Annotated in this window: 15 protein-coding genes; 9 read left to right on the forward strand and 6 right to left on the reverse strand. The window is 41.6% G+C overall.

Translation table 11 applies throughout. The annotated features are described in order from the left end of the window. Nucleotides 1-58: 58 nt before the first annotated feature. Nucleotides 59-5,419 (reverse strand): translocation/assembly module TamB domain-containing protein, encoded by a 5,361-nt coding sequence (locus tag H6G92_RS01450; protein ID WP_190889982.1) that lies wholly within the window; start codon nucleotides 5,417-5,419, stop codon nucleotides 59-61. A gap of 547 nt (nucleotides 5,420-5,966) precedes the next feature. On the opposite strand from H6G92_RS01450, the gene H6G92_RS01455 reads away from it, so the two are divergent. Continuing rightward, entirely contained in the window at nucleotides 5,967-6,548 is a 582-nt protein-coding gene (locus H6G92_RS01455; protein WP_190889985.1) for a nucleotidyltransferase family protein, read from the forward strand. Nucleotides 6,549-6,736: 188 nt separating this feature from the next. Here H6G92_RS01455 and H6G92_RS01460 read toward each other — a convergent pair whose 3' ends face one another. From H6G92_RS01460 to H6G92_RS01470, 3 genes are all read right to left on the reverse strand, one after another. Then, a complete protein-coding gene (locus H6G92_RS01460) occupies nucleotides 6,737-6,934 on the reverse strand; it encodes a hypothetical protein (RefSeq protein WP_190889987.1) in 198 nt (65 codons plus the stop codon). A 74-nt stretch (nucleotides 6,935-7,008) separates the two neighbouring features. Next, nucleotides 7,009-8,007, reverse strand: a complete 999-nt coding sequence (locus tag H6G92_RS01465; protein ID WP_190889989.1) for an ROK family protein — start codon at nucleotides 8,005-8,007, stop codon at nucleotides 7,009-7,011. Nucleotides 8,008-8,085: 78 nt separating this feature from the next. Continuing rightward, complete coding sequence (locus H6G92_RS01470; RefSeq protein WP_190889991.1) at nucleotides 8,086-8,838, reverse strand: Mut7-C RNAse domain-containing protein; 753 nt, start codon at nucleotides 8,836-8,838, stop codon at nucleotides 8,086-8,088. 462 nt (nucleotides 8,839-9,300) lie between these two features. Between H6G92_RS01470 and H6G92_RS01475 the strand changes: the two genes are divergently transcribed. After that, the gene (locus tag H6G92_RS01475) at nucleotides 9,301-9,867 is read left to right on the forward strand and encodes a hypothetical protein (RefSeq protein ID WP_190889993.1); all 567 of its coding nucleotides are present in this window, start codon (nucleotides 9,301-9,303) and stop codon (nucleotides 9,865-9,867) included. Nucleotides 9,868-9,946: 79 nt separating this feature from the next. After that, complete coding sequence (locus H6G92_RS01480; protein ID WP_190889994.1) at nucleotides 9,947-10,924, forward strand: sucrase ferredoxin; 978 nt, start codon at nucleotides 9,947-9,949, stop codon at nucleotides 10,922-10,924. Nucleotides 10,925-11,140: 216 nt separating this feature from the next. Here H6G92_RS01480 and H6G92_RS01485 read toward each other — a convergent pair whose 3' ends face one another. Then, complete coding sequence (locus H6G92_RS01485) at nucleotides 11,141-12,736, reverse strand: helix-turn-helix domain-containing protein (protein ID WP_190890123.1); 1,596 nt, start codon at nucleotides 12,734-12,736, stop codon at nucleotides 11,141-11,143. 934 nt (nucleotides 12,737-13,670) lie between these two features. Here H6G92_RS01485 and fdxB point away from each other — a divergent pair. The 4 genes from fdxB (at nucleotide 13,671) to H6G92_RS01505 (ending at nucleotide 18,334) form a co-directional block, all read left to right on the forward strand. Further along, nucleotides 13,671-13,964: a ferredoxin III, nif-specific gene (gene fdxB / locus H6G92_RS01490; RefSeq protein ID WP_190730863.1), complete on the forward strand. Its 294-nt coding sequence runs from the start codon at nucleotides 13,671-13,673 to the stop codon at nucleotides 13,962-13,964. A 502-nt stretch (nucleotides 13,965-14,466) separates the two neighbouring features. Then, entirely contained in the window at nucleotides 14,467-15,453 is a 987-nt protein-coding gene (locus tag H6G92_RS01495; RefSeq protein ID WP_190889995.1) for a cytochrome c oxidase subunit II, read from the forward strand. Between the two features lie 60 nt (nucleotides 15,454-15,513). Next, nucleotides 15,514-17,202 (forward strand): cytochrome c oxidase subunit I, encoded by a 1,689-nt coding sequence (gene ctaD / locus H6G92_RS01500; RefSeq protein WP_190889996.1) that lies wholly within the window; start codon nucleotides 15,514-15,516, stop codon nucleotides 17,200-17,202. Between the two features lie 532 nt (nucleotides 17,203-17,734). Then, nucleotides 17,735-18,334 carry a cytochrome c oxidase subunit 3 gene (locus tag H6G92_RS01505; protein ID WP_190889997.1) on the forward strand — a complete coding sequence of 200 codons (600 nt, stop codon included), beginning with the start codon at nucleotides 17,735-17,737 and terminating at the stop codon, nucleotides 18,332-18,334. Here the strand turns inward: H6G92_RS01505 and H6G92_RS01510 are convergent. Beyond that, the gene (locus tag H6G92_RS01510) at nucleotides 18,321-18,461 is read right to left on the reverse strand and encodes a hypothetical protein (protein ID WP_190889998.1); all 141 of its coding nucleotides are present in this window, start codon (nucleotides 18,459-18,461) and stop codon (nucleotides 18,321-18,323) included. The genes H6G92_RS01505 and H6G92_RS01510 overlap by 14 nt on opposite strands. A 25-nt stretch (nucleotides 18,462-18,486) precedes the next feature. Between H6G92_RS01510 and H6G92_RS01515 the strand changes: the two genes are divergently transcribed. Together H6G92_RS01515 and H6G92_RS01520 are read left to right on the forward strand one after the other, a co-directional pair. Then, nucleotides 18,487-18,972 carry a hypothetical protein gene (locus H6G92_RS01515; protein ID WP_190890000.1) on the forward strand — a complete coding sequence of 162 codons (486 nt, stop codon included), beginning with the start codon at nucleotides 18,487-18,489 and terminating at the stop codon, nucleotides 18,970-18,972. Between the two features lie 209 nt (nucleotides 18,973-19,181). Continuing rightward, nucleotides 19,182-19,793: a cysteine dioxygenase family protein gene (locus tag H6G92_RS01520; RefSeq protein WP_190890002.1), complete on the forward strand. Its 612-nt coding sequence runs from the start codon at nucleotides 19,182-19,184 to the stop codon at nucleotides 19,791-19,793. The last annotated feature ends 26 nt before the right edge of the window (nucleotides 19,794-19,819 follow it).

Below are 19,819 nucleotides of genomic sequence, written 5' to 3' on the forward strand. Positions count from 1 at the left end.
AACACCTATTCAGCAAGGTGTAGGGAACATGCCGTGCCCCTACTGGTGTACTGTATATCTAAAATCGGGTTTCATACTCAACTAAAAATCGATTTTCATCCCCCAAATTACTTGAGCCTCGCATGAGAATTTCGTCATTGACTCGATAGAGGACGTTGTAAAGGAAAGAGTCATTGCTAGAAAGAGCGCGTGATAAAGAAACAGACACGTTTCTATTGACATCAAACACACCTTCTGCTGATAAATTAAGAATTGAAGCTCTCGATGCTTCATTGGTAGATGGAGTCGGAAATATCCGAAACTCACTGAAACCAACAGCTTGCCCGATCGCAGTGATAGTTCCTTGTAAACCACCTAAAATGCTAGAACTAGCGAAATTAGTCAGCCCTTGGGTGGCATCTGTTTGACCGAAAGAATTCAGAATTGAGCCACCCAGCAGAGCAACTATTTCTCCCCGACTACGGTTGGGTTCACTCGTCAGTTCTAGATTGTCGCCCAATTCACTAGCTGGCCCGTTCACTCTGGCTTGAACGCGAACGCTACGTAAAGTCCCAAAGCTGTTTACAGAAACATCGCTGATTTCAGCAGATAATGGTGATTCCAAAATTCGACTGTTCCTTGCCGATGCTTCAGGGACAATTGCGATTAGTCGGACATCCAGATTTGGGTCAAGTCCTTGACTAGGAATAAACTGCGCAGTATGTTCGTAGCCCCGCGCTAAGGTGAACTCAGTAGAAAATAAGCTCAGTCGTCCTCCTGTCAAACGAATAACTCCTTCAGGAAGCGGCTTGGCTAATGTACCATTAATGGTCAAATCGCCTGTTGCGTCAAATCTCAATATGGGCTGACTAAAGGCGGCTCCTCCTGGTACAAAATCAAGTAGGGACTGACTGGTAACACGAACATCATCGTCTAAAATCAACTTTAAATCTGCAAACTCTACAGGTAAATTGGGTGGAGTTACTGCGCTAGTGTTTTTGTCTGGTGTAGCTACTGGGTCAGCGCTATTCTCTGGTGTCGGTTTGACGTTAGCGTTAACCTCTTCTCTATTTATGACGTTAGCATTAGCCTGTGCTGTCGCTGCTGCTTTTTTATCAGCAGTAGCCGAGCTTCCAATAATCACCTGACCATCACTCAGTTGAATCTCTCCACCAATTACAGGTTTTAACGCTGTTCCGCGAATTATGATATCGCCGCCGACACCGCCTTCATATAGTCCTGCAATTTCAAAATTGAGTTTGTCTGCTATTGATACTGTGAGAGGATTTGCTGCGGCTGGCTGAGAATCAAAAATCGGCAGGATGCCTGATACAGCTACTTGCCCTTCATTGTAAGTACCTTGGATGCTTTCAACATTCACAGTATTGCCATTAAACTGCGCTGTCCCTGTGACATTCGTCAGGGGTTCAGATAAGGCTTCAGCGCGAAAAGTTGCATTATTAAGTGTGGCATTGCCGTTAATAATTGGTTCGTCTAAAGTACCTTGAACATTTAAATCTACTTGTCCTTGACCGTCTACCCAAGCGACTTGATTGTTGGTAAACAGATTTAACAGTGCCAATCCTTCATTGTTCACGCTGGCGTTGATGCTGATTTGATTGCTATCCGGTTGCACTTCGGCAAAAGGCAACGGAGCAGGTACGCTACCTGTAATGGCAACTGGCTGCGTTCCTGTCACTAGTAAGGTACTGTCAAAATTCAAACGAGCATCGTTGTAATCAAAGTTCACTTGTCCTGTTTGTACAGGTTGCTGGTTAAGAGTCGCATTCGCTAATGTCACTTCGCCTTTAACACTAGGGTCTTGTAAACTACCTCCTAATGTGGCATCAGCATTTACATTACCAGTGATATCTATGGGGTATTGTTCGATGAAAGGCTCTAAAAGTGATAGAGGTAAACTTGCTACATTCAGGTTTCCAGATAGTTGCTCAGTTCCTAACTGTCCTGAAAACGCCACTAGTCCTTGATTGATTCCAACACTCAAGGGCGAAAGTGTGACGATACCATCGGCAAAAGTGCCTTGAGCAACTACTTGATTGATAGAATATTCACCCCATTGCCAGTTCGCACCTTGAAAATTAAAGCCGACGTTCAACCCAGATTTTAACGAGCCATTGGCTGTAATTGCTCCGCTCAAAGCACCCGTTAATTCTGCAAGGGTGGGCAAAGATGGAGTTTCTTTTCTCTCTTCTTGCTGTTGTTTTGCTACCAATGTTGCAATTTTTGAGAAATATGCTAACTGTGTGAGCAAATCTGCATCGGGTAAACTAACAGACTCGGTGTTAAGTACTTCTGCTCCAGCTAACGTCGGAGACTGCAACCCGCTACCAAGGTCTTGAAGGTCGAAGATATTAAACGCTTGTAAAAGTCTCTCGATTCTGGTTTCACCAAAATTAGCCTGAAATTGAAATTGCGGGTCATTCCCTGGTTGCACATTTCCACTCAGGGCAATGTTGCTATCTCCAATACGCAATTGACCATTAGCCAAGCTAGCAGTACCATCGGCATAATTGATGCTGCCGCGAAACTCATCTGCTGCTACTCTGGCAATCCGAGGCTGGGCGATCGCAACGTCTCCCGCAATGGCATAATTATTCAGATTAACAACTAAATTTCCTGATAGTTGCCCCGCCAGTGGTTGCAATTGATTGTTAGGTAAAAATCCTCCAATCAAAGCGATGGGAAACTGTTGGGCGTTGATGAGTAAGTTATCTCCCTCTGTTCTACCGGTGGTAACTGCGTCATCGCGTTGAACTAAAAATGAAGTTGGACGATAATCTGCACCCAGGTTCAACGCAATCCTATCTTGCTTCCCAGCTAATCGCAGACTTGCCCCCTGTCCCCCTTGGAAGTTTACGTTTCCGGTTAACAGTGGGTCAAACGCCAAGTTACTAACCTGGAAATTCCGCAGCCGGATATTACCATTAGCTTGCGGAACATCTGGAGTTCCTGTAACTTGTCCCTTAAAATCTAGTAGCCCCGCTATCGCTACATCACCAGGAACTTGAAAACCAGTATTTTGTAAGTTGAAATTCTGCGCCAGTACATTTAAATTAAATCCCGCAATTTCCGGTGTGCCAGTTGGTGGAGTCTGAATTGCGATCGCACCATTAGCACTCAATCCTGCGGTACTTGCGTTTTCAACTATAATCTGTTGTCCATTCCACTGAAATTGAGCGGTGAGCGGTTTTGCCAGCAGCGCTACCCCTTGGGAAAGACGGATTTGTCCGGCGGCGCGAATATCTGCAACCTGGAAAGATTCTGTTGTGCCTGCTAACTGGATATTACTATTCAGCCGTCCTCGCAGTTGTGGTGAGAAGCGGTTGAGTTGAATTTGAGAAGTGTTGACAACCCCTTGCCAGCGTTGTTGTGCAAGTTGACCTTTGGCCCTGATTGTCCCGCCTGCCACGTTCAAAACCGCATCTGGCAAAAGGATATTCTCTCCTTGTTGAGCAACAACAACTCGTCCGGTAGTAGGATAGGTGGCGGTAGGCGCTTGCACCCGCGCTACTGCTTGCAGATTGTTCAGAGTGCCAGAAATATTGGCATTTGCCGACACATTCCCAATGGTGATGTCAGGTGAGGAATTATATGCTCGTGCGATCGCATCCCCTGGTAAATTTTGTGCTTGGACATTCAACGCCACCCTCCCTTGGGGTGTAAGCTGAAGTTGACCGCTAGCTGTGACTTGCCCTCCCACCTCTGGATTTGCTTGAACACGAGCAACATTCACGTTTAACGGTGTACCCAGTGAACCAGAAACTTTAGCGTTCGCAGATATACCACCTATATTAATTGGAGTTGAGATACCGTAACCTTGAGCAATCGCATTTCCTGGTAAACCTTGAGCTTGAATATTTACACCTACCTGACCTTGGGGAGCCAGTTGAATTTGACCATTGGCTGTGATTTGCCCCCCGCCTGGCGGCGTTACTTGAAGGCTGGAAATATCAAGGTTCAAGGGCTGTTTGCCAAGTGAACCAGTAATTTGTGCTTTTGCCGAAACATTTCCAACTGCGATCGGTAGAGTAACGCCGTAGTCACGTGCTAGTATATCCCCTGCTACACCATCAACTTGAGCATTAAATATAACGTTGTCTTTGGCTCCCACATTAACTTGACCGCCGCCTGTAATTTGACCACCTGCTGCGGGGACTAAATTCAGATTGGATACGGTAAGTTGAGATGTAGTTTCAGATACATTCAAGCGGAAATCAGTGTTGACGGTTTTAAATTGAAGGCGGTCAACTTGAATAGGTTTTGTGTTGCTGATTGTACCGCTAAGGACTGGTTTCTGAAGAGGGCCTAGTACCTGAATATTTGCTTGAATTTCGCCATTAGCTGCGACTGGCGAATTTACATTCAGCGTGTTTAAGATATTTTTTGCATTAACTGGTTTTATTTGAGCTAAAACATTAAAACCTGTTTGGGTATTAATTGTTCCATTTGCCAGAATGGGAACTTGACCAAAATTCGTATTCAAATTCTCTAAAGCAACCGTCTGACCTTGAAAGATAAATCTCCCATTAAAATTAGAAACCGGCTGCGGAATATTTGGAATTTTGGCAGTTACTTGATTAGCAGTAGCCGTTCCCGTTACGGCTATGTCTGAGAGTTTGGGTGGAATCTGAACCCCTAAGTCAGCATTTAAATACCCTGCTTGCAAGGCAATTGGCAACTCAATTAATCTACTAATATCAGATGCTTGTAAATTTTGTGCTGAAAGCTTAAGGCTAGTTTGTTGAGCTTTGAGTTGTGTTTCGCCAACAATTTTAACAGCGCCTCCCCTAGTGAGTTGACCATTGAGGTCATAACCAATCCTTTGATTTTGATCTGAAAATCGGGCAACACCACCAAATTGATCTAATATGACTGAGCCTTTCGGTCTAGTTGGCGCAGCAAATGGCATCAACTCTACATCGCCATCTTGAATTTGAAGTGTCTGCAACTCAGTTTGAATAAAACCTTCTCCCTCGCCAGCCTTAACTTGGGCTGTCACCCAACGACCATCCTTATCCTGTTGAATGTAGACATTCGGTTGAATTAATGTGACATTTAATACTAGTTTTCGGGTGAGAATAAGTTGCAACGGCGAGAACTGCACCTCCAAAGCTTTTGCTACCACCTGATCTGGATCGGTAGGAGTTGCTGGTATTGATAGAGAGCTAAATCTCAGACTAGAAAGCGAGAAACGTTCAACGTTCCCAACTTTTACCGGACGTTCAAGCAATTGCTCAAGATTTTGCTGCACTAATGGCGCTAAATCTTTATATACATAACTTCTAGCCCACCAAGCACCAACTGCAATTCCAACCAGTAAAACCCCACCTAGAGCCAAACTGGTACGTCCTAAAAGCAGGAGCCATAGACGACGATTAGATGGTTCCTGATTGTTTCCTGAATTTGGAGATCGCGTCATTATCTTTACTAGTACCAGTACTTTTTTCTGGAGTCAGGCCAGAGACAGGCTAGTTGCAATTGTATCAGCCAGTCAAAAGCTATGACTTCATAATTTGTCAGCCGACATGAGTTTTTATTGTCTTTTAATTGAGAAATTTCGTTTAGAGTATGCTATTGATTAGCACTTCCTCAATCTCAGCAATAATTGCATCTATTCTCTGATTCAACTTTTAAAATTCTCTAGCCATCCCAATAGTTATTTAATTAAAACTTGCCTCCTTTATAATTGGGCAACCCACGTGATTATAAGTCTTTTCTCACGCCTTATGTCTTGTTGACGACTATCTTTTGTCAGAATAATTGATATCTTTAGATAGAGTTTTTTTGTTTAAATAATATTATTTAGCCAAAATTTCAGTAGTTAAATTCTATAATGCTTACTTGAGAAATACTGTATATACAACCCTGGTTATAAAAATCAACTCTGTAGAATCTCACCTAATACAGATGACTTTACTATGGTAACTGCTTATGGTATTTTAAGTTTTTATCTCAAAAATAGGGTAATGTCACACTTTGCTATTGTTCTGGCAGCAGGTGCATCTACTCGTATGGGTACTTGTAAAACTTCACTTCCTTGGGGTGAAGGTAAAACATTATTAACTTATCAATTAGAACAGTGGTTGAGTGTAGGTTTTACCCCTGTGGTAGTGTTAGGTTCACACAACAGTGAAAAACAAACAGTTTGTCCTGAGGGTAGTTTGACTGTAATTAATCCTCATGCCAATACTGGGAAAACAACTTCCCTCCTTACAGGGTTACAACATATTCCCCCAAACTTTGAAATATTAGCGATTTCCGCAGTTGATCAACCCAGAAAATTAGAGATTTATCAAAGATTGCTGTTAGCGCACCAAGACAATTCAGCAATGATTACTGCACCCACATATCAAAGTAAAATGGGGCATCCATTATTATTTAGTAATGGGATGCGATCGCACTTACAAAATATCCGTGAAGAAAGCTTAGGTTTACGCCAAATTATCAAAGAATTTTATCCAGTAATTCACCAAGTTAAATTTGATAATCCGGCTGTGCTATTAGATATCAACACGCCGGAAATATATCAGGAACAACTGCATAATTAGGGATGGTATAGCGGTTCTCATTTACCTGAGGTACAGCCCTAGGGGCACGGCACTGCCGTGCCCCTACACCTAGTGATGTAATGTACCGCATCTGAATGGGAACTGCTATATTAGATTACTAAAAACATTCCCAACTTCTTGGAGAAATTGGGAATCTGAGCTTTGTAATTACTCTTTCGCAAACCCAATCATTGATCAGTTGGATCATCAATCATTTCTGGTACTAAAGCTGGATTACTTTTACGTTCTTCTGGTGACTGCTCACGAATAACATCGTCTATTCTCGCAGGGTGTTTGATTTTGTCAAGTACCTCTGGACTTAATTGTGATGGCTCGCCTTCTGGATTCGACTTTTCAGCTTGACTAGGAACTGTTTCCTTATTCATCACTAATTTCCCCAAACTTATACGCCCAGCTTAAGCTCTTTTGTGGTGAGATACACACTATCTTGGGACTTATTTTACACAGTGGTGAGTAACATAGAAGCGATCGCCACAGCCCCCCACAACGGCGCATCATCTCCCAACTCTGCCGGCACAATTGCAAAATCAACCTCTGGCAAAGCCGTCTCCCGCGCCACCTGCTGCATCACCTGCCAAAAATCCTCCCCCGCCTTCGTCACACCGCCTCCCAACACAAAGCGGTGCGGATTCATTAAGTTCGCCACATTGCCAATACCCACACCCAGCGCCCAAGCAGCCTTGTGCAAAACTTCCTTAGCCAAATCATCTCCAGCCGTCGCCGCTTCACTTACCAACTGCCCCGTTAGCAACGTTAAATCATTCCCAACCAAACTCCTCAAAACCTCTCCATCTCCAAGTCCTTTGCGCCTCTGCGATACCCTCTGGGAAGCCCCTGGCGCGTCTATGGTTTCCAAAACTTCCCTAGCATTTTGTGCCATATAAGGCCCCGATGCTAAACGTTCCACACATCCCCGCTTTCCACACAAACACACTGGCCCAGCAGGATCTACAACCATATGCCCAATTTCACCAGCCATCCCACCCACACCCCGCCAAGGCTGGCCGTTTAGTATCCAACCACCACCCACGCCAGTGCTGACAGTGATGTAAAACAGGCTATCGTATCCCTGTCCTGCACCAAAGCGATGTTCTCCCAAAGCAGCAACGTTAGCATCGTTGTCTACACCAACAGAAACACCAAACTCATCTTCCAACAAACCTTTGAGGGGAATGTTTTCCCATCCAGCCACATGATGAGATAGTCGCACCATCCCCGTGGAAGCGTCAACTGGTCCGCCAAAACTGACACCGATCGCAGCAGGTTTTACGTCTTGTAGCAGCGAGTAAATTAGCGATCGCATAATTTCTAAGTCAGTACTAGCGTTTGCATTCGCTGGCGAGAGACGACGTTCATAACGCAACCACTTTCTAGAACCGATATTTACTAATGCTGCTGCTAGTTTAGTTCCGCCAAAATCAAGAGCTAAAATTGTCATAGTTTTTTATGCGCAGAAAATGTTGGCGATTTTGCTAATGTTCCCGGTGCAAGAAGCTTGCAATTGGACTTATAAATATTATTTACCTGTTCTGAAGTCAAGCACTTCGTCAATAAATTGTTGCAATCGTTCATAATGGGAACCTTTCCAATAAATGCGATCGCAGTCTTGACAACGCTGGAATTGATCAATCTGCGATCGCACTGTTTCTGGTAGCTTGTCAACGATGGATTGCTTATCTACAGATTCTAATAATCCATTGCAACGCAAACACCGTTTAAATGGTGAAATTAATTTAAACAAGTCGAAGCGTTGCAGTACTTCTATGATTTGTTGTTGAGGGTTAGTATTTCTAACGTAATACCCATGCGTTACCAAACTACGCATTAATAAACCCTTATCACGAGTCAACAGAATCCGCGCTTGGCTGTAAGATATTTCTGCTAATTTTTCATCTTCGTAGTCATTGCGATATAAAGTATCAAAACCTAAAAGTCGTAAAGATGTCGCAAGCTTCCCCAAGTGAATATCTAAAACAAAGCGGATAATACTGAGCGGTGTTGGCAGAACAGAAACGCTTGATATAATAACACTCCTAGCTGAAATTGGATAAACATTGATAGTATCTCCATCCGAAACTATGTAAGAAAAATTTACATATTCACCATTAACATTTATAAAATCAACTTCTGGATGAGGCACACCCAACGACTCAATCATGTCCTTAATTGAGGCTCTCTCCTCAAAAAAATGGGAGATTTTCACTTGCTTATGATGCCGTGGTAAAAAATGATTCAATTCTCTATGAAAGTAGAAATATGCGATCGCCATAGTTAAAAATCTTGGGATTACTATGAGGGCACATCTGTGTCCCCTTACTGGCAACAATTTGTCACAATTGCAAAACTTTATCTATTGTATTAAAAGAATCAATGCTTGCTCAACTGAGCTATCTGCACTATAAAATGCCCGTTAACCTTGATTTAACCAACCTTCTAGAAGCAACAAACGGTAAAGTAATTATAAAGATTCTCAAATACTTGCATTTATTATTGAGTTCAGTTACAGTCAAAGCAGATACATATGATCAAACCCTGACATGAGCTTCAGGAAGTTAGATTAGATAAAAGGGTAAATACCAGGTTTGTTAATGTTGATATCAGTGACGCTGCTAACAATTAGTCACTAGTTTTGATCGTTAACTGATCGCACATGAAGTACGGGGCATTAAAGCATTTACCCCTAATTTAGTTGTTTTTATTTTTTCTGAGCTAATTGATAATTATTCGCAATATGGATACATCGATTAACACATTCAAAGCAGATAGTGGGGAAAAAGTTTTAAAACAGGATTGCCTTACCAAAGGATTATTTGTTTATCAAGTGTTTTCGTATCTACCTTTAGGAATAAGTTGCCCACCAAAACAATACAAAGTTATATCTTTATCTGTAAAAACAGGAACTGTAACTAGCTATGTAGATAATTTCAGCAAAACTTTAAATAATTATGTTGCTGCAAGCAATATATTTGATTGTAGTATCAGCTACATCGATATTGTAAGCAAGTTAATTGCCTGTTACTCAGCAAGCGATCGCACAAGATTGGATATATTTGATTTGGGGAAAGAAAGCAAGTTCAGAAAAGCCGAGTTTCCGCAAGTTAAAATTTATGAGATACCAAATAACAATAAAACTAGATACAAAATTAACGTCGCTCATACGGAAAAATCTATCTTGACACTGTTTATCTCTATTGTGGAGAATTTATTAACCGGAAAGACCTTGCTCAATAATGATGTTATAAAGTGGCTACCTAGTTTTAACTGGGAAATGAATATTGTTCTTTTTTATCTCCTTTAGCCAAGGATATTGTAGCTAAGAACACAATTGTATTTTGTAATACCTTTTGTCCATAAAATACGCTAATGAGTACAGCGAGATGAATACTTTTTTTTGTTCTGACGATTCACGGCAAATAGGAGAAGATGTTATTGGTAGCGCCACCAATTATCAAACTTATATTTTAGTTGAGTGTCCTTTACCTTGGACATCAGAAGCCTTGAATTCCAAATGGGTGCCCCAGAATTTGAGGATTTTGGTAGATGAAGTGAAGCGTGCTAAATTACCAATTAGATTCCTCTTGATTGCTAATGATGTATCCCACAAAGTAAACCACACTACGCTTTTGATTTATCAAAAAGAAGAGGGTCTAAGTAATGGATATCACAAGCAAGAGTTTAAGCTAGCAAATATTGAGCAAGTAGCGGCAGTTGTCCAAAAATGGTTATGGGGTATCAGTTCTAATTCTGAGATAGAAACCAGTGTAACTAAAGATATTTTAGTTTGTACCCACGGTAGCCATGATAAGTGCTGTGCCAGATATGGTGCTCCCTTTTACTTCAATGTTACAGCGAGTAATGCTGATTTGTGCTTGGATAAAGTGCGAATTTGGAAATCATCGCACTTTGGTGGACATCGGTTTGCACCAACAGTCATAGACTTGCCAGAAGGAAGATACTACGGTCGTCTCGATCAAGCTTCATTTAGATCGATTTTGACTCGTACTGGCGATCTTGAATGCTTAAAAAAAGTCTATAGAGGTTGGGGAATTCTGCCTGCTGCACTTCAGATTTTGGAAAGAGAACTAATCCTTCGCAATGGATGGGATTGGTTTAACTACAAAGTTGCAGGCAAAATTTTGGAGCAAAGTTTAGACAATAGTACTATTCTGGGTGAGCTAAGTTTTGAACAACCTTCTGGTTCTCTCTACACTTACCAGGCTAAACTTGTAAAGGATGAAACCAAAACTCAACAACTCAAGAGTTCATGCAATGCTACACAAGAATTGGTAGTTACTAAATATGCTGTAGCTAGTCTCTGGCTTACTTCTAGTAAGGTGATGAGTTATAGCGCATAAAAAGCTGGGGTATGCATCTACCTAATTCGTAATTCGTAATTCGTAATTCGTAATGACGCTCCTGCGGACGCTCGAGTACTCGCTACCGCTTCGCTAACGCTAACGTAATTCGTAATGCTCGCCTGCGCCGGTAAGTAAGCTATGTAATTAAGAAAGTTAGTCAGATTTTATCTGGGTTTCCAGGCTTGTATCTGAACCCAAATCCAAAATCCAAAATTAAGATTGAGCCATATTTAGCACTTTTCGTAAAAGTACTTGGTCTTCTAACTTGGCTTTTAGACGACCATTTTCGATATCTCGAATCCAGCTTTGGCTTTTACCTGTGAGTTTTGCTAACTCTCTTTGGGAGAGATTCAAATTTTTTCGCGCTTGCAAAATCTGTTCACCTAGCAAATCGTTTGTAGTTTTGGGCTTCTTTTTGGCTTTAGCAGTTCTTGTTTTCTTTTTTTCCGATTCTGAAATTTGCTGTTCCCATTCTGGTGGGAGTTCAAAAGCCAAAATCCGCGCATTCATTAACAGATTCCACTTACCACGGGGGCCTGTGTCTGTGAGGCGAGTTTCAGCGCCACCATCATTAGTCCAAAATTCTAACGCTTCATCTGGGTCTTCAGGAAGATTAACTAACTTCGCCCACAAAGGTTGAATTTCTGGTGGGTAAGTAATTGGGTCGAAAAGTGGTTTCATTCCATAGTGATTGAGAATTTCCAAATCACTTTCAAAAGTTCGCAGCAGACGTTTGCGTTCTTCCCGTTGTCTGGATGCAAGGGCGACTTTTTCTTCACCATAAGCAATACGTAGCAATGTAGGAATAGTGATGCGTTGTTCTTTGCCCATTTTGGTTTTAAACAGCAACCACAGCATTAGTCGAACTGCGCCTTCATGTTGCTGCCAAATGCTCATGACTGTGGTTAGCAGCGTTTTAGGGAGACTACCGTATTGATAGAATGCGGTTCGCTCTCTACATGCTTGTTTATTTAAAAAATATTGTGCCCATAAGCCTGCTTTTACTTTAAAAGTTAACCCAATCAGATATTTGCATCCAAGATTGTCTTCTTGAAAGTGGTGCTGAATATCTACTAAGTGCCACAAGCGACTATTTGTAATAGAGAATCCGTTAATTCGACCTTGTTGGGGCCAGTCAATGGAGATAATCAGGGAGCAAGCTTGCTGAACGATATTTTTCATTAAAGCTAGCTTGGCAGCTTTGCTCAAGTCTTTGCGTTTCTCCATCCCCAAATATTTCTCAATTTGTCGCTCATCGATCGCAAATTCTTGCTCCCAAGGTTGCTCTAAAGCTGTAGCGTAAGCTGCAAAAATCAGATGTATGCAAGCGGCTCTGATGTCAAGCCCTTCAATTGCTGATATATCGGTGGCTTTGTCGTTAACTTTGAATGGATCTTGGATGTGAAAGGCGATCGCACCTCGACCTTGATTGACTTGTCGGCTGTAACACAAGTAACCCTCTTCATCATTTTCCCAATGTAGGGATGTGCGTTGCGCTAGGACATTACAAGCTTCCCAAATTGCGATCGCTGAAGCAAATGGGTTATTCTTACCATTAGAAAACAAGTCTAAGCTGGTAGCATCTCTTGGTTCTACTTTGCATCTCCCCTTTTTCGCCTGCCAGGGAATGGGAGATTTAGTTGGACAAGCTATTACACATTGCGGTTCTGAATAATAGCCTTCACAATTATTACAAAGACCAGGATCAACCCAGTATTCATTGTCCTCTATTTTGATTGCACCCGTAGGACATTGGGGGCGGCAGTTGTCACATCCAACGCAACTGTTGTTAGGAATTGTATAAGGCATTTGGCTCTTTTCCCACTCTAATCGTTGAGATGTCTGGCTCAGGTCTCCCCTGGATGAGTCCTGTCTATTCATGACTCGCTACCACATAATCTTTCTGGCGAGAATAATATTTCTCACCACATTTATTCCCCACATCCATATTTTGGCTTTGCATCCAATTGGAAGCTATTTAAGGCTTTTTAACCGAGCCTAATAAAACTTCTTATTAACTATACATTTCATGAAAAAAATGATTAGTTTGTTCGTACCGAGCTTAGAAAAAAATCTTAACATTTATTTAATTACGTATCTGATGAACATTTTAGCTTTGACCATAAAGTCTTTTTAGGACATATTTAATTCCGTCACAATTGGACTTCATTTGATTTATTAATAATTTTAATATTTAATGCATGATAATATTCTGCCATCAAATTTACAGTTCCTTCATAAATTAATTAAGTTTCTTCATATGAAATAAAAGTATTTTTTGTCATCATTTATTTAAATAATTGAATCAAAAATTACTGGTAAATTGTTGCTTTATAAAATACATATTACATATATAAAATTGTAATTAATGAACATATTAATTTGTATAGGTGTATACAGTTTATCTAAATTTACTTGCCTAAACCTAAATATATTTGAAAAATAGTATCATCATTCTTATCTAGAAACCTCCTTTATACAAGGATAGAGATTTTCAATTTTCCCTATAACCTGCAAGGGTTGGGGACTGTGAGATTAGGATGCTAACCAAATATGCATAATAATTATTGGCAATAAGTTTCATCTATTAATTGAAATAAAAAACAATGTGTAATTGTGTTCAAAGTCATCGAAATTTGATGATAAAAAAGTAATTTTTAAATACCAAAAAGATAAATTATTAGGATAATATGATGATTAATGCACAAACAGATTGACAGGCGAAATTGCCGAGGAATTATTCATGGCACAACTAACAGGTTTGACATTTGGCGGTAAGGCTTGGACACCAAAATTTGCTCAAGAAATCGACAAGGATAAATGTATCGGCTGTGGCAGATGCGTTAAAGTATGCGGGTACAATGTGCTCGGTTTAAAAGCGCTAAATGAAGAAGGTGAATTTGTGGAAGATGAAGATGACGAAGAAATTGAACGGAAAGTAATGGCAGTTACTTCTCCAGAAAACTGTATTGGTTGTGAAGCATGTTCACGGATTTGCCCCAAGAATTGCTACACCCATGTTGCATTAAACAATTAGGATTTTTGGAGTTAGTCAAAATTGTTGTTCATTCAAGGAGGCACTGTTTGGATCAAGCGCAAATGCGCTAGGCAAGGTAACTTGAGGGGAATACCAAATATTTACCGGAACTCATAAAAAGTTCACAGTAAACAAATCCGTAAATCGTAAAGTGTTAGCTATTAACAAATTTAAACTTGCTGCTAATCTAGCCTAATCAATATTAGGTCTAACAGTGCCCTCTTGGAACAACAAGCTTTTCTGGGAGCAGGGGGCTACCTTTTTCATAGGAGTTGAAATATAATTTGTAAGTTTCTGGGGGAAAGATATGGAAAAAATCTGGAAGTTTCCCCCATTTTTTATGGCTGCACGTTAGAAAGTTAATAAGTGAAAACAAAAAACGCTGCCCTGTAAAAGGGAATGGGGAATAGGCAATAGGCAATAGATAACAATAGTCAATGCCCAATGCTCAAAACCCAGAAAATCACACCTTTAAAGACTGTTTACAGAGCAGGTAGCATGTATGCAACAAGTTCCTGTTTCGTTATGGACTCTGGTTGCTGGGATAGTAGTTACAGCAATCAGCATTTGGATTGGTCAAAACCACACTCTGATGCCGGTGCAAGCATCGCTACAAGCGCCTTTGGTAGACGGTTTTTTTAACGTCATGTTTACCATTGCGATCGCACTATTCTTGGTGGTAGAAGGAACTATTCTGATTTTTTTGGTGAAGTTTCGTCGCCGTCGCGGTGATGATACCGATGGCTTACCAATAGAAGGTAACGTTCCCTTAGAAATCTTCTGGACAGCAATTCCAACAGTGATCGTCCTCGGTTTGGGCATCTACAGCGTAGATGTTTTTAACCAAATGGGCGGCTTTGAGCCTGCGGGTCATCCTCATTCAGCAGCTCATGTTGCTCACATGCCCGGAAGTGCTATTGCAGCTACATTAAGCGATACTGAAGCAACAACTGCCCCCACAATTGGTATTGGCGCGTCTCCTCAAACCCTTAACAAACCAGCCGACTTAGTTGTTGATGTCAAAGGCATACAGTACGCCTGGTTATTTAATTACCCTGATAGTGGCATTACCTCTGGGGAATTACACATTCCCGTCGGTGCTGATGTGCAACTCAACCTTTCAGCACAAGATGTAATTCATTCATTCTGGGTGCCAAACTTCCGCTTGAAGCAAGATGCACTTCCCGGTATCCCTACCGAACTACGATTTGTTGCCACCAAACCAGGTACATATCCCGTAGTTTGTGCTGAGTTGTGCGGTGGTTATCACGGTTCAATGCGGACACAGGTAATTGTCCACACACCAGAAGAATATGATAACTGGCGGACAGAAAACCAGATTGCTCAACAGCAAAACCTCAATCAAGTCGTTGCTGTTAATCCAGCCGACTTATCAACATCAGAGTTTCTCGCGCCCCACACCCATGATATGGGAATTAGTGCAGCAACTCTAGAGTCAATGGTCATTGGTCAGGAGAGACACGATTAATCGCGTCTGTACAAGAGCTTTGGACGTTTGACCCTGGACTCCCCATAGTGGTAAAAAAATATGACGCAGGTAGAATTCCCACGGAATACTCCACCAGAAGAAAATAAACCGGAAATGGTGGCTGGCCACACCTCCCATCCGAAGGCGTGGAAATGGCAGGATTACTTTACATTTAATGTTGATCACAAGGTTATTGGTATCCAATATCTAGTGACGGCGTTTGTGTTCTATCTCATCGGCGGACTGATGGCGATCGCTCTGCGGGTGGAATTAGCAACACCAGATGCAGACGTACTCGACCCCAATCTGTATAACGCTTTCATGACCAATCACGGGACGATTATGATCTTCCTGTGGATTGTCCCTAGCGCTATTGGGGGATTTGGTAACTATTTAGTGCCGTTGATGGTTGGTGCTAGGGATATGGCTTTCCCGAAGCTAAACGCGATCGCCTTTTGGTTAAACCCACCAGCTGGATTACTGATATTAGGTAGTTTCATTTTTGGTGGTTCACAATCTGGCTGGACAGCTTATCCACCTTTGAGTTTGGTGACAGCGCCAATCGCTCAAACTATGTGGATACTTGCGATCGTTTTGGTGGGAACTTCCTCAATTTTGGGTTCGCTGAACTTCGTAATCACCATTTTGATGATGAAAGTTCCTAGCATGAAATGGGATCAAGTACCCCTATTCTGCTGGGCAATCTTGGCAACCTCTCTGCTGGCGCTTCTCTCCACACCTGTATTAGCAGCCGGTTTAGTTCTGCTGTTGTTTGACCTCAACTTTGGCACTTCCTTCTTTAAACCAGATGCGGGCGGTAACGTTGTAATTTATCAACACTTATTCTGGTTTTATTCTCACCCGGCAGTATATTTAATGATTCTGCCCATCTTCGGCATCATGTCGGAGGTAATTCCGGTTCACGCCCGCAAGCCAATCTTTGGTTATAAAGCGATCGCTTATTCTAGTGTAGCCATCTGCGTTGTCGGTTTGTTCGTCTGGGTACACCACATGTTTACCAGTGGCACACCCGGTTGGATGCGGATGTTCTTCACTATCTCCACTCTTATAGTTGCAGTTCCCACTGGCGTGAAGATTTTTGCCTGGGTTGCTACCCTCTGGGGTGGTAAAATCCGCTTCACCGGTGCGATGCTTTTCGCCATTGGCTTGTTGTCCATGTTTGTCATGGGCGGCTTAAGTGGTGTGACGATGGGAACAGCCCCCTTTGATGTTCACGTCCACGACACATATTATGTTGTCGGACATTTCCACTACGTTCTATTTGGCGGTTCCGTGTTTGGCATTTATGCCGGTATTTATCACTGGTTCCCCAAAATGACCGGACGAATGTTGAATGAAAGCTTGGGACGGATTCATTTCGCCCTCACTTTCATCGGCACAAATCTGACCTTTTTACCCATGCACGAGTTGGGTTTGAAAGGAATGCCTAGACGGGTGGCAATGTATGACCCCCAATTTATCGACCTCAATCAAATTTGTACCTTTGGTTCAATTGTTTTGGGGATATCGGTAATTCCTTTCGCTATCAACATGATTTACAGTTGGTTGAAAGGGCCTTTGGCTGGTGATAATCCTTGGCAAGCTTTGACTTTAGAATGGACAACTAGCTCACCACCTGCAATTGAAAACTGGGAAGTATTGCCGGTTGTCACTCATGGCCCTTATGACTACGGTCATGGTCACAGTAATGAAGTACAGCCATCTGCAACACCGGAAGCTAGTGCTTAGGTAGTAGAGTGAGTAATGCGATCGCTGTTAAGGTGACTGTAATTTCTAGTCATTTGATTTGAGAACTCGGAACTTGAGCCTCAGAACTCGGAACTTGAGCCTCAGAACTCGGAACTTGAGCCTCAGAACTCGAAACTTGAGCTTCAGAACTCGGAACTTGAGCCTCAGAACTCGGAACTTGAGCCTCAGAACTCGGAACTTGAGCTTCAGAACTCGGAACTTGAGCTTCGGAACTCGGAACTTGAGCCTCAGAACTTGGAACTTGAGCCTCAGAACTCGGAAGTTGGAATTGTGAGAATTCCTGAACAAGTGAAGAGTTAATACCATTTCACTTTAATGACGATACAAATACGTTGGTAGGGGCATGGCAATGCCATGCCCTTACGAGAAATCTATATGTATCAGGATTTTCGTGAATTGGTATAAGTTAAACAAGGATTTTGGATGAAGAATGAAAATTTTGCCGCTTCACACTTCATTCTTCATTCAAGCTTCCACAACAGACACAGTGGATAATATTGTCAAAAAATCTATGACTATAGCTACAACCACGAGCGAAGATCACAGTGCAGGACACGAAGAACATCCAGATTTAAGAGTTTGGGGATTATTGACATTCCTGGCCTCTGAATCCCTAATGTTTGGGGGATTTTTTGCCACTTATTTATTTTTTCGAGGTACTACAGCAGTTTGGCCTCCAGAAGGAAGCGAAGTAGAACTACTTGTACCGACGATTAACACCATTATTCTGGTATCTAGTAGTTTCGTCATTCACTTCGGTGATAAGGCGATTAAAAAGAATAATGTCAAGGGAATGCAACTGTGGTATGCAATTACTGCAATCATGGGCGCAATATTCTTGGGTGGTCAGGTTTATGAGTACTCAACATTAGGATACGGACTGACTACCAACGTCTTCGCCAACTGCTTTTATATCATGACTGGGTTCCACGGTTTGCACGTTTTTGTGGGACTGTTATTGATATTACGAGTATTGTGGCGATCGCGTCTTCCCGGTGAATATTCTGCAACCAATCATACTTTCATCGAAATGACAGAAATTTACTGGCACTTCGTAGACATTATCTGGATTGTATTATTCACCTTGGTGTACGTTCTTACTTTGTTTTAAATTGGGCATTGGGCAAAGCAAAGACGCGATAAATCGCCGTCTCTACAACAATCAATCTTTCGTCTTGATGGCGATAAATCGCGTCTCTTGCTTTAACCGAACCGTATTGCCTCATATCCCTGATCATCCTTATCTCCATTCAGGAGTTAATTATGCAAGCTAATACAAACAAATTCTCGTGGTTCCAGGTTCCAGAGGATATCAAAAATTTATTAATTTTAGCTGCACAAAACTGGGAGAACACATCAGAATCGGAAAAGTATATTCAACAAGCTTTAGCTAAGACTGGTGAAAATACAGATGTCTTAGTAGCAGCATATAGATTTTTTTATTATAAGAATAATTATTCTCTGGCATTACAAACAACAGTCAAATTATTAGATAAAATTAAAGAACTAGAAAAATTACCTGAAGACTGGGAGCAACTTAAGCTTATATTAGTCAATCGCAAAGAAGACCCACAAATTCGATTGTACTTAAATGCTTATGCTGCTTCTGGATTAGTACTAGCAAAGCTGGGAGCAATTGAAGAAGCAAAAGAAATCAGCACCAGAGTCAAACAGATAGACGACAAAAATGATTTTGGTGCCGGAATTCTCCTGGATATTTTGACACGTCCAGCAGAAGAAGATGATTAATTAGTCAGCAATCAAAAATCAAGGTGAACAATCATGAACAATTGGTTATCTACTACATCATATTCTTCTTACTCCCTGTTAGGAGCGGCTACTGATAGTAACTCTATCTTTCCTCCTATTACCATACCTACTAAAGCTCCTGTAGGCAATATTCCTAATGTCTCTCCGATCCTGATCATCCAATCTTCGCCGTTATCAATTTAAAAGTTATGAAAGGTAGGGATTGGCTGCTAACGGGGGACGGTCAGTATCAAGCCTGTAAATCTGTGAGAGCATGGGATTTATTGAGAGAAAACTACCGTCTTTATCGGTTTTTAACTGAGGTGGAAGATGTTCTCAATAGTGGTGACAATGAAGCCAATTGTCTGCCAGAAATTCGGATGCTCGTAAGGCGCTTGATAGTAAATTCCTACTGGGTGCAAAGTCAACATTTAGAGGCTTCACCCAAAACGGGAAGCTCTGTTTTACTCCTATATGATGAATTGGGTTTTCCGTTGACGGTGCAAACAGTAACATTTGCACCGGGAACCCGATCAACCATTCATAATCATGGGACATGGGGAATAGTGGCGGTGTTAAAAGGTGAGGAAAAAAATACTTTTTGGCGACGCACTAATAGCCCAGAATTTCAGGACAAAATTGAAGCAACGGGAGAAGTAACTCTATTTCCCGGAGACATTATTAGTTTTACTCCCGATGCAATTCACAGCGTAGAAGCAGTAGGTGATGAACCAACTGTGACTTTTAATATCTACGGCGAAACTGATCCGAATGAGAGATTTGAGTTTGACTCAGTTACCCATAAGGCTAGGAATTTTTAATTACTAGAACTTACGCACAAGAGATC

Origin of the sequence: Nostoc foliaceum FACHB-393, from assembly GCF_014698505.1 — a bacterium.
Lineage (GTDB): Bacteria > Cyanobacteriota > Cyanobacteriia > Cyanobacteriales > Nostocaceae > Nostoc > Nostoc foliaceum_A.

Excerpts from the sequence above, each read along its gene's own strand:
- H6G92_RS01450 (WP_190889982.1), bottom strand. The coding sequence starts at position 5,419 with ATGACGCGATCTCCAAATTCAGGAAACAATCAGGAACCATCTAATCGT.
- H6G92_RS01455 (WP_190889985.1), top strand. The coding sequence starts at position 5,967 with ATGTCACACTTTGCTATTGTTCTGGCAGCAGGTGCATCTACTCGTATG.
- H6G92_RS01460 (WP_190889987.1), bottom strand. The coding sequence starts at position 6,934 with ATGAATAAGGAAACAGTTCCTAGTCAAGCTGAAAAGTCGAATCCAGAA.
- H6G92_RS01465 (WP_190889989.1), bottom strand. The coding sequence starts at position 8,007 with ATGACAATTTTAGCTCTTGATTTTGGCGGAACTAAACTAGCAGCAGCA.
- H6G92_RS01470 (WP_190889991.1), bottom strand. The coding sequence starts at position 8,838 with ATGGCGATCGCATATTTCTACTTTCATAGAGAATTGAATCATTTTTTA.
- H6G92_RS01475 (WP_190889993.1), top strand. The coding sequence starts at position 9,301 with ATGGATACATCGATTAACACATTCAAAGCAGATAGTGGGGAAAAAGTT.
- H6G92_RS01480 (WP_190889994.1), top strand. The coding sequence starts at position 9,947 with ATGAATACTTTTTTTTGTTCTGACGATTCACGGCAAATAGGAGAAGAT.
- H6G92_RS01485 (WP_190890123.1), bottom strand. The coding sequence starts at position 12,736 with ATGCCTTATACAATTCCTAACAACAGTTGCGTTGGATGTGACAACTGC.
- fdxB (WP_190730863.1), top strand. The coding sequence starts at position 13,671 with ATGGCACAACTAACAGGTTTGACATTTGGCGGTAAGGCTTGGACACCA.
- H6G92_RS01495 (WP_190889995.1), top strand. The coding sequence starts at position 14,467 with ATGCAACAAGTTCCTGTTTCGTTATGGACTCTGGTTGCTGGGATAGTA.
- ctaD (WP_190889996.1), top strand. The coding sequence starts at position 15,514 with ATGACGCAGGTAGAATTCCCACGGAATACTCCACCAGAAGAAAATAAA.
- H6G92_RS01505 (WP_190889997.1), top strand. The coding sequence starts at position 17,735 with ATGACTATAGCTACAACCACGAGCGAAGATCACAGTGCAGGACACGAA.
- H6G92_RS01510 (WP_190889998.1), bottom strand. The coding sequence starts at position 18,461 with ATGATCAGGGATATGAGGCAATACGGTTCGGTTAAAGCAAGAGACGCG.
- H6G92_RS01515 (WP_190890000.1), top strand. The coding sequence starts at position 18,487 with ATGCAAGCTAATACAAACAAATTCTCGTGGTTCCAGGTTCCAGAGGAT.
- H6G92_RS01520 (WP_190890002.1), top strand. The coding sequence starts at position 19,182 with ATGAAAGGTAGGGATTGGCTGCTAACGGGGGACGGTCAGTATCAAGCC.